Here is an 11,643-nt window from a genome sequence, read left to right on the forward strand (position 1 = left end):
CCTTAATTTTCGATTCCATATTATGGTATACCATAATATAAGAGTGTCAAGTTCGTTCATGCGTAGATGACGCCCAAAAAATATTTATTTAAAACAAAGGCTTGTCAGTTGACCGGGCACAGGTTCCGACGACAGGGCCGCGACAGCCATCTCAGTTCATATGATGCCGCCTTATATATTATTTAATATGGCATACCATCACATTGAGAAAAGTTGGGTGTGTCAAGCGGGGAGTATGGATCCTCGTGAATTGCGCGGATCATGCTCGCGAATTCCGTTTGGAATTGGGCCGGTGTGTTGCGGGACAACGGAAAAGCCCGTGGCGAAGCAGACTTGCGAATCGCATAAGTCTATGCTTATGTGTCTGCATGATCGAGAATGACATTTTCCGAGCCTTGGCCGACCCGACCCGCCGCGCGATCTTCGAGAAACTGGCGGCGGGCGGCATGAACGCCAGCGCCTTGCGCGCGGGCATGGAGATCAGTCAGCCGGCAATGTCGCAACACCTCTCGGTTTTGCGGAGCGCAAAGCTCGTGAGGGAAAAACGGCAGGGGCGTTTCGTGAATTATGAAGTCGACCCGGAGGGACTGGCTCTCATCGCACAATGGTTGGCGAAATATCGTGCCTACTGGCCTGCCCGCATCGAAGCTCTCAAGGTCTTGCTGAAGGATATGGACCAATGAACGACGGAAAGGCCACCGAGCAGAAGGACGGCATCGAACTGGAATTCGATCTGGATGAACCGCCGCAAAAGGTCTGGCGTGCAATCAGCATCCCCGAATTTCGGGAAAACTGGTTGCCAAAAGACGCTTTAGCCGATCCCGAACCGGCCACTATCACACCTGGCGAGGAAGTCCGTTATAGCCTGCGCGACGACGCTCCACCTTTCCTTGAAAGCACGGTGACGTTCACGATCGTCCCGAACGCGACCGGCGGCACCCGCCTGCGCATTATCCACGAGCTAACCGACGCGAGGCTTGACCGGATGGCGGAAACGGCCGCGAACAGCAACAGTCCGCCCCTCATGCTCGCCGCCTGACGCGGCAAGCTCTCCCCTTTGATTTCTGGAAGATTGGAGTTCGCCGATGCGCGAAGCGATGCAACTCGTCCCTATGGTGATAGAACAATCCAGCAGAGGGGAGAGGTCTTTTGACATTTACTCCCGGCTTTTGCGCGAACGCATCATCTTCCTCAACGGCGAGGTTAACGATACCGTCTCCGCTCTGGTCTGCGCGCAATTGCTGTTTCTTGAGGCCGAGAATCCAAAGAAGCCGATCAATCTTTACATCAATTCGCCGGGCGGTGTCGTGACCAGCGGCCTCGCAATGTATGACACCATGCGCTTTATCCGCGCGCCGGTTCATACGCTTTGTATGGGGACAGCCCGGTCAATGGGATCGTTCCTGCTGATGGCAGGCGAGGCCGGCGAAAGAGCTGCATTGCCCAACGCCAGTATCCTCATTCACCAGCCCTCCGGTGGCTTCCAAGGGCAGGCTTCGGACATGCTGATTCACGCCGAAGAAATCCTCAGGACCAAGCAGCGCATGACGCGGCTCTACGCGGAGCATTGCGGACGCTCCTATGAAGACTTTGAGCGCGGGATGGATCGCGACCGTTTCATGACGGCGGAAGAAGCATTGGAATGGGGTCTTATCGACCGTATTCTAAAGGTTCGGGAAGACACGGAAAGCCTATAACCTGTCGCGCAAATCCCAACAAAAGTTGGAATCTTGCGCCTGAGTTTTGCAACGCGCATATTCGTGCCGATGCTCAGGCAGCGATTTTGCCGAAATCTTCCGCTATTCGCGATCACGTTCCGCCGACGAGGCCCTGAACATTAACAGGCATCGACAAATGGCGATGCGGCACACGGCCTCGCTACCGTCTCCTGCGAAGACCGCAGCAGCGCCCTGACCTATCCGGCGGGCTTCTGAGCGGACAGCACCGCTTCGGCAATGGCACTTGCCGCTGCGACATGATCCATCGCCGCCTGCTGGGCTCCCTCGCCGTCGCCGCGGCGGATGGCATCGACGATCTTCGACATCTGCAACGGCCCTTCGATACCGCGCCGTTCCGTCTTGATCGTCATCGAGCGCAGGTGGTTGATGCGCACGGTGAGGAGGTTGACGACGCCCCAGGCGACATGCCTGTCGACCATGGTGAACAGCGTTTGATAGAAGGAAGAGGTATTGGCCAGCACGCCGGCCATATCGTGGTCGCGATAGCTGTTGCGGATTGCGGTCAGGGATTCATCGAGCGCGGCGACGATCTCGGGGCTGCCGCGTTCTGCGCAGAGCCGCGCCGCCATGCCTTCGAGCGCACCGCGGATCTCATAGATCTGTTTGGCTTCCTCGATATCCAGCTGGGCGACGATCGGTCCCTTGTTCGGCAGATTGGCGACGAGCCCTTCCGATTCCAGATGTCTCAGAACCTCGCGCACCACCGTTCGGCTGACGCCGAGCTGGGCGCAGAGGTCGCGCTCGACAAGCCGGTCTCCAGGACGGAAGTATCCGTTGACGATGGCCTCGCGGACCTTGTCGAGTGCCAGTTCCCGCAATGTCTTCGCAGGACGCTCGACCCTGATTGCTGCGTCCTTCAGAGCACCGCTCATACCGTACCTCAGTGTTGGGTTGACTTCGCAGGCTCAAGCTTTACTGCGGCAGCCGAATTCAGGAATCGTATTATGGCCTACCAAATACTGTAGCTGTCGGCGGCCGGCAATTCAACAGCACCGTGCCGATCCCGAGATTGTCAGCCTATTCGTCGGAATTGGGTCTCGCCCCGACGATCTCTTCGGCCACCGCCTTCGCCTGCAGCCGGATGTCAGGGACGGCGGTGATCTCCCAGAATTGTCCCGCCGTCAAGGCGCCGACGGCAAACAGCCGCGCTGGCGAGATCCGGGACGGAGCAGTCACCTCGGAAGCCGCATCCACCTGAATGCCGAGGCCGAGCGGATCGGGAACGATCAGCTGAAACCGGCTCATTTCCTTCAGAAGCGGCGAATGGCTGATCCCGGCGCGCTCCATTCCCGTGCAGTTGACCAGCCAGTCCGTCTTGATCTCGGCGATCTCACGCTTGGCCCTGACCCTGTAGCCAACAATGAGCCTGCCTTCCCTGGCCTCGAGCGATCTCATGAAGCCCGCGTGGAAGCGAACGGTTCCGTCCGAGACCAATTTCTCGAACCCGGCGAACACGTCGGGCGCGACCCGGTGCCGGTGGATATTCCACCAGCGAAGCGCATGGCTGAGGAATCGTGCCCGCTCCTCGTTCGAAAGCCGTTGCCAGAGAGCCTGCGTCACCGGCCTCAGGCCGTCCATCACGCTCCGCCAGTCGGCGACCTCCCTGCTCTTTTCCCGCAAGATCTTCAACAGGCCGCTGATCGTGGCGGGAAGCGCGTGAACGTCGATCGGCAGGGGCGCCGGCGGCGTCCTTGCATGTCCGAGCGGCGCCAAGCCGCGCCGCGAAAGCACGTCGATCCTGCCTCTGTGGCCATGGGCGCGAAGCGCGAGAACCTGATCGATCATCGTCAGGCCGGAGCCGAGGATGCAGACGACATCGGACGGTGCGACGCGCCTCAGCCAGGAGAGCCGCCACGGGTTCTCGACGATCCGCGATCGCAAAAATGGCGGGACGCCAGCCGGATCGACCGGAAGGTTCGCGTTTCCGACGCCAAGACAGAGCACCACATTCCTCCCGGCAATCTCGTCGCCATTGCCGAGGTGGAAGGCGAGCGTGCTCGTGAAACGCTCCACGCATCCTGTCGCCTTGGCCTTGATGAAATCGACCCGGCAGCGCCCCTCCCGCTTGCGCAGCAGCCGCGCAAGCGTATCCCTGACATAAAGCCCGTAATCGCTGCGCGAGGCGAAATCGCCGGCCTGCAGCTGGCGTCCATGAGCCTTCAGCCACTGGACGAAGTCGTCGGGATGATGCGGCAGCAGGCTCATGCGGCCGGCGGGAACGTTGAGCCGATGGAGATAGAGCTCCGTCCTATATGCCGTCCCGCGCCCGAAACCGGGATCGTCGCCGACGACGGCAACCTTCGCCGAAGCGGGAAGCTGCTCGATGAGATTGCAGGTCACAGCGATCGCTGAAAAACCGGAACCGACGACGATCACATCGTATATCAACGCATTCTCCCCGAAGCTCCGAAACGCCGGCTCTTGTCGCACCCCGACCCGGGGATCACTCAAGCGGCAGAATCACGAAAACAATTATCTCTATAGTCTATAAATATAGTTTGTTATTCCTCCCGCCAGCCCCTTCTCGACGATTACCCTTTTGAAGGTGGATCAAGGGGCCGAGTGGCCCGCAAACAAAGGGGCTCAGGATGAATTTCAAGAATTTGGTTGCCGCGATTGCCTTGGGCGTCGGCACTCTTGCAACGGCAATCGCCGTTGAGGCGGCGGACAAGAAGGTCGTCGTCGGCTATCAAACCGATGCCTTGCCGTCTTCGGTGGCGATCGCCAACGGCGAATTCGCCAGGGATACCGGATACGACATCGATTTCCGCAGGTTCAATTCAGGCGCCGAAATCTTTGCCGCCATCGCGTCCAGCGACGTCCAGGTCGGTTATGTCGGCTCCAGCCCGTTTGCGGCTGCGGTCTCGCGCGGGCTGGAGGTCAAGGCCTTCTACCTCGCCTCCATCTCCGGCATCGACGAGGCTCTCGTCGTCCGCAACGGCTCGGGCATCGAAAGCCTGAACGATCTGAAGGGCAAGAAGCTCGCCGCCGCGCCCGTTTCCACGGACCACTATCAGCTTCTGGCGCTGATCAAATCGCTCGGCCTGACCGAGAAGGACGTCCAGGTCTTCGCAATCCCGCAGCCCGAGATCGTCGCGAGCTATAACCGCGGTGATATCGATGGCGGCTTCGTCTGGGATCCGGCGCTGACCGAACTCAAGAAGAACGGAAAGGTTCTGGTGACCTCCAAGGACGTCGCGGACAAGGGTGCGCCGACATTCTCGGCCTGGGTGGCAACCTCGAAATTTGCCGCCGACAACCCGGAATTCCTGAAGGGCTTCGCCTCGGTCATCAACAAATACTACGCTTCCTTCGCATCGGACAAAGCCGCCTGGGGTTCCGACAGCGATAACGCCAAGTCGCTCGCCAAGCTTCTCGGCGGAACGGCCGAGCAGCAGGCCTCGGCGCTCAAAAACCTGACGCTGCTGACGCCCGAGGTCCAGGCGTCGGACGCCTGGCTCGGCGGCGGCGAAAAGGCGGGCGCCGGCAAGATCCTCAAGGACACGGCATCGTTCCTGAAGGAACAGGGCAAGATCTCCGGCGTGCTGGAAAATTACGGCACCTTCGTCACCGCAGACGCGCTTACCGCCGTCAGCAACTGATCCTCCCTGATGCCGGCGCGCCTGTCGCGCCGGCATCGAACCTGCGAGCGGCACCATGCTTAAAGTCGATCACGCCAGCGTTTTCTTCGCAGCCCGCGACGGGCGAACCGTCCATGCGCTCGATCGCGTTTCCTTCGATATTCCCGAACGGGGGTTGGTGGTGGCGCTCGGCGCCTCGGGATGCGGCAAATCAACCCTTCTCAACGCAATTGCCGGTTTCCTTCCGCTGTCGGACGGCCGGATCACGCTCGACGGCCGCGCGGTCGAACGGCCAGGCGCCGATCGCGGCGTCGTCTTTCAGAAAGATTCGCTGCTGCCCTGGAAATCGGTGGCCGACAATGTCGCGCTCGGCCTGAAATTTGCCGGCGTCAACCGCAAGGAGCGGCAAGCGCGCGCGCTCGAACTGCTCCGGCTCGTCGGTCTCGACGAATTCGCCAATGCCTTTCCCTACGAGCTGTCGGGCGGCATGCGCCAACGGGTCGGCATCGCCCGGGCTCTTGCGACCAATCCGGATATTCTGCTTATGGACGAGCCGTTCGGCGCGCTCGACAGCCTGACCCGCGAGCAGATGCAGGAACTGCTGGTTTCCGTCTGGAACAAGACGGCGAAGAAGATTTTCTTCATCACCCATTCGATCGAAGAGGCGCTGTTTCTCGGCACGCAGGTCCTCGTCATGTCGCCTCGGCCGGGGCGCGTCGTCGCTCGCTTCGATCTCGATTTCATCCGTCGCTTCGCCGAGACCGGCGACGCCCGGTCGATCAAGGCGTCGCCGCAATTTGCCGAGCTGCGCGAGGAGATCCGCGCCATTCTCCACAGCAGCGAAGATTTGAGGAGTGCCGCATGAGCGATATAGCGCAGACATCGCCGGTTGCGGCGCAGAGAGAGAACCGCCACGTCAAGCTGGTGAAGATGGCAAGCTTCGGCGCCGGCGAGAAATCGACGGTGGTGATCAGCGTTGCCACCGCCCTGGCGATATTGCTGCTGTGGTGGCTCGTCTCCGCGCTGGGTGTCGTGCCGCACCTGTTCCTGCCGCGTCCGGACGAGGTGCTGACACAGATCGGCGCCATCTATCGCGAAGGTTACGCCGGCGCGTCGCTGTCCGAGCACATCCTTGCGAGCCTGTTCCGCATCGTCGTCGCAGCCCTCATCGCCATCTCCGCCGGCATTCCGCTCGGACTGCTCATGGGTCTGAACCGCTGGGCGAAAGGCGTGCTCGATGCGCCGATCGAGTTCTACTGGCCGCTTCCGCCCCTCTCCTACCTGCCGCTGATGATCATCTGGCTCGGCATCGGCGAAACGTCGAAGATCACGCTGCTGGTGCTGGCGATGTTCGCGCCGATCTGCCTCTCGGCCCAGGCGGGCGTCCGTTCGCTGCCGATCGAGCGCGTCAACGCCGCTCGTTCGCTGGGCGCGAGCCGGCTGCAGCTGTTCATCGATATCGTCCTGCCCTCCGCCCTGCCCGAAATCCTCACCGGCATCCGCATTGCCCTTGGCGTCGGCTGGGGCACGCTGGTCGCCGCCGAATTGATCGCCTCGACGCGCGGGATCGGCTTCATGATCATGTCGGCATCGCAGTTCCTGGCAACCGACGTCGTCTTCGTCGGCATCGGCATCATCGCGATCTGCGCCTTCGCCTTCTCGGCCGCCATCCGCTTCCTGGAGGCGTTCCTCGTGCCCTGGAAAGGCAAGCTCTGAGGGAAACCGGCTTAGCGGCTTAGCGGCTTCCCGTCACACTGTATCGACGGGAGCTCGTCTGCGACGAGCTCCCCTTCGGGCCGGCCCGAAAGACCAGCGCACGGGCCTACGGCGCAGGGTGGACGTTCAAATAGCACATCAAAGCCTGCACCGCTTCCGCCGCGACCATTTCGTGCGGGCCGTCGTCGGACACCACCGTCACGTCGGCCAGGGCATAGATTGGGTAACGGTCATCGATCAATTTGCGCAGGGCGCCTTCGGAATCGGGCATTTGCAGCAGCGGCCGGTTGGCCCGCCGGCGCACGCGGCGGATCAATACGTCGAAATCGGCTTTCAGCCAGATCGACACCCCCTGCTCCGCGATTCGCGCGCGGGTCTCGGCATTCATGAAGGCGCCGCCGCCAGTCGCCACCACTTTCGGCCCTTCGGCCAGGAGCCGCGCGAGCATCCGCCGCTCGCCGGCGCGAAAATAGGGTTCGCCGTGCCGGGCAAAGATTTCCGGGATCGTCATACGATGCGCCGCTTCGATTTCGGCATCGGCGTCAGCAAAATCGAGCCCGAGCCGCGCCGCCAGCGGCCGGCCGACCGATGTCTTGCCCGAGCCCATCATGCCGATGAGCACAATGCAGCGCCCACCCAGGGCAGCGAGCAGAGCCGCCTCCGGCTGAGAATTAAGAGACATGTTCATGGCGCCCTGATAACTCCACTACGAAATTGCTGTAATAATCTATTGCTGCTTGGCAGCATCTGTCCGGCGCCGCTGCAGGCTGCGGATCAGCATCGCGGCCTCCCTGACGATCGCCGCAAATGTCGGGTCGTCGGCCTCCGCGATCCTGCCCGTCATGTCGCGGATGATCGTCATCAGATGGATGATCGACTGGCGATGTCGCGTCTCTTTCGGCCCGATTTCGGCATCGACCATGGCGAGCAGCGTCTGCACCAAGCGCTCCATAATTTGCCGGCGCCGGCTTCTCGGGTCGGCATCCGGATCTTCGCTGAGGCGCAGGAGATCGTCGATCACATCGGACATTCCGCTTCCGTTCACATCGCAAAAGCCGGCCGCGGAGAAACATTGCGCCTTCGATCGCCGGCACGCTTCTTCAAGGCATCCAGCAGCCGGTAGCCGGTTCGCCAGCGGCCAAAACCGCTGGCGATATTGATGTGGCCGGCAAGGCCGATATTCCTGGTCTCGGCTTTCCACAGGCGGCCAAACAGAGCCAGCCGATCGACCGTCATGTAAACGTCGTTCATGCTGCCGACGACGATGCTCGGAAATGGCAGGGGCGCCGTCGGCATGCCGCCGAACGAGATATGCCCGGGATGCAGAGTTTCCGTGGCCGGCAGATCGCAGGGAGCCACGAGCAGGGCCTCTTTCACGCGCCGGGCAGCGCTTCGACCGGCCAACCGGGCGGCGAGCAGGCATCCGAGACTATGGGCGACCAAGTAGGCATCACCGGCCGCTTCAAGCGCGCCTTCCAATCGCGGCAGCCAGCTGTCGAGGTCTGGATGATCCCAGTCGTCCTGGGCGACGCGACGGCTTCCCGGCTGATCCTGCAGCCAGTGATGTTGCCAATGCCCCTCTCCAGAGCCGAATAATCCGGGGAGAATGAGGACTTCGCTCATCAGATCAGTCCGATCACCAGCGCGAACAGGAAGGTGAAGGAACCGGCGACCCTGCAGATCCCGGCAGCATGCCTGAGCTGCGACATAGCGCTTCCCGTTGCTCTTCTCGTAGCCTGCCGACGGAGGCCGGTCTCAACGACGATCGCCATCCCGACACCCCTCTCAATACCAAAGTCCGGGCATTGCACCCCAATAATGGAGCTCGTATTCGCGCGCCGACCGGTCCTGCTCCTCGACGCTGTTGACCAGTGCGTTTGCAGGCTTCCGCGCGTTGCGCCGCAAGCGGGCGATCGCAAACTTCAGCCAGAAATGGAAATCAAGCTTCATGCGAACCTCCTGTCAGGAATCGGCAGGCTGGGGAATGAACGAATGACGTTGCGCATTGGCGAGAAGATCGCGCAGCGATGCGCTCGGCACGTAGAGCATCAGCAGGCGGTTCTCCTCGCGCTTGGCCAACCGATATCGGCGAGCAAATTCAAAGACGCTCCAGATTTGCTCGCTTGATCCCTGCGGACCTGCATCATCCATCGCTGCCTCCTATGAACGAAGTTCGTGGCGCGCCTTATTCGGCTGCCGCTACTGCCGGTCTTGCCTCTGGAAAGAAGGCCGACAATTCACCGACCACCTCACCGATGCGGTTCGAAAGCGCATCGGATGAAACCGCGTAATCCGCAAAATCACGGTCGGACGCATAGACGGCCGTCGGCAGCGTATGGGCCATGAAGAAACCGAACAGCGGCCGAAGCTGATGCTCGACCATCAAGGCATGCCGGTCGCCGCCGCCGGTCGCCGTAATGATGATCGGCTTCGCGCGGAGCTCCTGCGGGTCGATCAGATCGATGAGGTGCTTGAAAAGACCGGGATAGGAGCCCTTGTAAGTCGGCGAACCGATAATCAGCACATCGGCCCTTACGATCTCGTCGACGACACGCCTGGCCTGCTCGTCGAGGTCCTTGCGCCACAAGGCGCGACCCAGCGACGGACCGAGATCGTGCAGATCATAGGTTTTGCTCGAAAAGCCGTATCTGATGCTGGCGCGTTCGGCGACATGCCGAACAAGAGCCAGTGTCTTCGATGGGCGGCTGAAGCTGCCGGCAATGCCGACGAGTTTGAAACCTGACATGGTTTTTCCTCTCTATGGTTGCTTCAAATATTGTCTATAAAATTACTGGATTAAAGGAATGTGCGTCTCTCCTTCGGCGCTCGATTGAAAAAACATTCGTCTTGACGTTTACGGTCTGTCGCCGCGGAGATGGCGTTCGAGGAAGGGCAGATTGTCCTGGCCCCAATAGAGCTCACCGTCATAGACATAGCTGGGAAAACCGAAGACGCCGCTGTCGCGCGCATGCACGCGGTCTGCCGACCATTTGTTCTGGACGTCGTCATCGGCTTGGCGTCTGAGAAGCGCTGCGCCATCGAAACCTGCTGCTGTCACGATCGCCTCGCGAACATCAGCCTTGCCGATATCCCTCGCTTCGCTCCAGAAAGCATGCTGCAGGGCCCTGCTAACGCCAATCCAATCCTGCCCGTCGAGATAGGCAGCGATCACAAAGAGAGATGCCGGCGTCGGATCGCTGAGCTCCGGCCGATGTTCCAGCCGCAATTCCTTGCCACGCACGCGCGCCCAGCGTTTGAGGTCGCGCGTCCAATAAGCGCGGCGGATCTCCGGGCGGTTGCGCGAGAAGATGCCGCCATTCTCCTCGACCACGGTCGTCAGATAGGGCGTGACGACGACGTCGTTCTTCGCCGCCAGGTCGGTAAAGGCGTCAAAGCCGATGTGGGACCAGGGCGAGCCGATCGAAAAGAAATATTCCACCGATTTGGTCACTGGCGAATGTTCCTCTTAAAATGGTTGTTTGGTGCCGAATGGGCGCGGTCGACGGCCCTTCAGGAAGCGGCCCGAATTTCCGGCTGCGCTTTCCATCCGAGCTCCGGGGCGATTCCGCCAAGCGATCATCATCGGAATAGTCGCCGGGGTGAGGAAGCCGATATGGCTGATGGGTATGACTTGCCTTCCGACAATCAATATTTCGGCAGACCGGGCGGATTGGTTTCGGATGCGGGCAAGGCTTCCTCCGAAAGGTGCCAGTGAGCGAGAATCCTGGCATAGGTGCCGTCCTTGATCAGACCATTGGTGGCGATGGTCAGCGCATCGGCGAGCCCGCTTCCCTTGCGGGTGGCGATGGCGACGTCCGATCGATCCGGCCAGCCGGCGCTCAGCGTGCCCACCCGCTTGATGTTCTTGTCGCGCGCCGCGATGAAGACGAGCTGCGCGTGCGGCTGGACGATGACATCGGCCCGGCCGGAACGCAGCGCGAGAAGGCTCGCCGCCTCGTCGTCGTAATATTGCAGCTCGATCGGCTTCAGGCCTGCGGCAACATCCTCCTCGCTCCACTTGACCAGGATACGCTCCTGGTTGGTGCCGGCGCCGACGATGATCCTCAGGCCTGCCGCATCCTTCGGCTCGCTGATCGAGGTGATGGGACTATCGGCTTTCACGAAGAAACCGTGCAGACCCCGGCGATAGGTGGAGAAATCGAACTTCTCCTTGCGCTGTTCGGTCACGCCGACATTGGAGATGACGGCATCATATTTGCCCGATGTGAGGCCGAGCGACCAGTCGATCCAGGCGACCGGCACGATCTCCAGCGTCAGGCCGAGGCTGTCGGCGATGGCATAGGCGTGATCGGGATCGGCGCCGACCACGGTTTTGGCGTCGGTGGCATAGGTCGCAAGCGGCGGGCCGCCGGGGCTGACGGCGATGGTGAACTTGCCTGGGGTGACGAACTTGAAATCCTTGGGGATCGCAGCGATCGCCGCATCGTTCCTGGCTGCATGAAGCCTGCCCGGCTGCTGCGGGCTCAGGTCAAAATCATCTGCCGCATGGGCTGCACTGAGGCCAGTCAAGGCTGCCGTCAGCGCCGCGAAGAAAAAGCTGCGGATATCAAGAAAATTCGCCACGTTCGATATGTCTCCGTTTGCAG

16 protein-coding genes are annotated in these 11,643 nt (G+C 61.1%); 6 read left to right on the forward strand and 10 right to left on the reverse strand.

Annotation, left to right across the window (positions count from 1 at the left end; translation table 11 throughout):
• The first annotated feature begins 368 nt into the window (after window positions 1-368).
• The 3 genes from MHI61_RS31070 to MHI61_RS31080 are packed head-to-tail and all read left to right on the forward strand — an operon-like array spanning window position 369 to window position 1,697.
• Window positions 369-683 (forward strand): metalloregulator ArsR/SmtB family transcription factor, encoded by a 315-nt coding sequence (locus tag MHI61_RS31070; RefSeq protein WP_239793649.1) that lies wholly within the window; start codon window positions 369-371, stop codon window positions 681-683.
• Complete coding sequence (locus MHI61_RS31075; protein ID WP_239793650.1) at window positions 680-1,039, forward strand: hypothetical protein; 360 nt, start codon at window positions 680-682, stop codon at window positions 1,037-1,039. Before MHI61_RS31070 ends, MHI61_RS31075 begins: the two co-directional genes overlap by 4 nt.
• Before the next feature lie 46 nt (window positions 1,040-1,085).
• A complete protein-coding gene (locus MHI61_RS31080; RefSeq protein WP_239793651.1) occupies window positions 1,086-1,697 on the forward strand; it encodes an ATP-dependent Clp protease proteolytic subunit in 612 nt (203 codons plus the stop codon).
• A gap of 218 nt (window positions 1,698-1,915) precedes the next feature.
• Here MHI61_RS31080 and MHI61_RS31085 read toward each other — a convergent pair whose 3' ends face one another.
• Window positions 1,916-2,611, reverse strand: a complete 696-nt coding sequence (locus MHI61_RS31085) for a GntR family transcriptional regulator (RefSeq protein ID WP_239793652.1) — start codon at window positions 2,609-2,611, stop codon at window positions 1,916-1,918.
• A gap of 145 nt (window positions 2,612-2,756) precedes the next feature.
• A complete protein-coding gene (locus tag MHI61_RS31090) occupies window positions 2,757-4,127 on the reverse strand; it encodes an FAD/NAD(P)-binding protein (RefSeq protein WP_239793653.1) in 1,371 nt (456 codons plus the stop codon).
• Window positions 4,128-4,327: 200 nt separating this feature from the next.
• Here MHI61_RS31090 and tauA point away from each other — a divergent pair, with 200 nt between their 5' ends.
• From tauA to MHI61_RS31105, 3 genes are read left to right on the forward strand one after another with little or no spacing between them, the layout of a single operon-like run.
• A complete protein-coding gene (tauA, locus tag MHI61_RS31095; protein ID WP_239793654.1) occupies window positions 4,328-5,341 on the forward strand; it encodes a taurine ABC transporter substrate-binding protein in 1,014 nt (337 codons plus the stop codon).
• Window positions 5,342-5,396: 55 nt separating this feature from the next.
• The gene (locus tag MHI61_RS31100; RefSeq protein ID WP_239793655.1) at window positions 5,397-6,185 is read left to right on the forward strand and encodes an ABC transporter ATP-binding protein; all 789 of its coding nucleotides are present in this window, start codon (window positions 5,397-5,399) and stop codon (window positions 6,183-6,185) included.
• Window positions 6,182-7,036 carry an ABC transporter permease subunit gene (locus MHI61_RS31105; RefSeq protein ID WP_239793656.1) on the forward strand — a complete coding sequence of 285 codons (855 nt, stop codon included), beginning with the start codon at window positions 6,182-6,184 and terminating at the stop codon, window positions 7,034-7,036. The genes MHI61_RS31100 and MHI61_RS31105 overlap by 4 nt, the downstream gene beginning before the upstream one ends.
• A 106-nt stretch (window positions 7,037-7,142) precedes the next feature.
• Here MHI61_RS31105 and MHI61_RS31110 read toward each other — a convergent pair whose 3' ends face one another.
• The 8 genes from MHI61_RS31110 to MHI61_RS31145 form a co-directional block, all read right to left on the reverse strand.
• Window positions 7,143-7,724, reverse strand: a complete 582-nt coding sequence (locus MHI61_RS31110; protein WP_345774881.1) for a shikimate kinase — start codon at window positions 7,722-7,724, stop codon at window positions 7,143-7,145.
• A 39-nt stretch (window positions 7,725-7,763) separates the two neighbouring features.
• On the reverse strand, window positions 7,764-8,066 hold the full coding sequence (locus MHI61_RS31115) for a hypothetical protein (protein WP_239793657.1): 303 nt from the start codon (window positions 8,064-8,066) through the stop codon (window positions 7,764-7,766).
• 11 nt (window positions 8,067-8,077) lie between these two features.
• Window positions 8,078-8,659 (reverse strand): alpha/beta hydrolase, encoded by a 582-nt coding sequence (locus MHI61_RS31120; protein ID WP_239793658.1) that lies wholly within the window; start codon window positions 8,657-8,659, stop codon window positions 8,078-8,080.
• Between the two features lie 162 nt (window positions 8,660-8,821).
• On the reverse strand, window positions 8,822-8,986 hold the full coding sequence (locus MHI61_RS31125) for a hypothetical protein (RefSeq protein ID WP_239793659.1): 165 nt from the start codon (window positions 8,984-8,986) through the stop codon (window positions 8,822-8,824).
• A gap of 12 nt (window positions 8,987-8,998) precedes the next feature.
• A complete protein-coding gene (locus MHI61_RS31130; protein WP_239793660.1) occupies window positions 8,999-9,187 on the reverse strand; it encodes a hypothetical protein in 189 nt (62 codons plus the stop codon).
• Between the two features lie 34 nt (window positions 9,188-9,221).
• The gene (gene msuE / locus MHI61_RS31135) at window positions 9,222-9,782 is read right to left on the reverse strand and encodes an FMN reductase (protein ID WP_239793661.1); all 561 of its coding nucleotides are present in this window, start codon (window positions 9,780-9,782) and stop codon (window positions 9,222-9,224) included.
• 108 nt (window positions 9,783-9,890) lie between these two features.
• Window positions 9,891-10,487 (reverse strand): DsbA family protein, encoded by a 597-nt coding sequence (locus MHI61_RS31140; RefSeq protein ID WP_097606164.1) that lies wholly within the window; start codon window positions 10,485-10,487, stop codon window positions 9,891-9,893.
• 194 nt (window positions 10,488-10,681) lie between these two features.
• The gene (locus MHI61_RS31145) at window positions 10,682-11,620 is read right to left on the reverse strand and encodes an ABC transporter substrate-binding protein (protein ID WP_239793662.1); all 939 of its coding nucleotides are present in this window, start codon (window positions 11,618-11,620) and stop codon (window positions 10,682-10,684) included.
• Window positions 11,621-11,643 lie beyond the last annotated feature (23 nt).

The organism is Rhizobium sp. K102, assembly GCF_022385315.1.
Lineage (GTDB): Bacteria > Pseudomonadota > Alphaproteobacteria > Rhizobiales > Rhizobiaceae > Rhizobium > Rhizobium croatiense.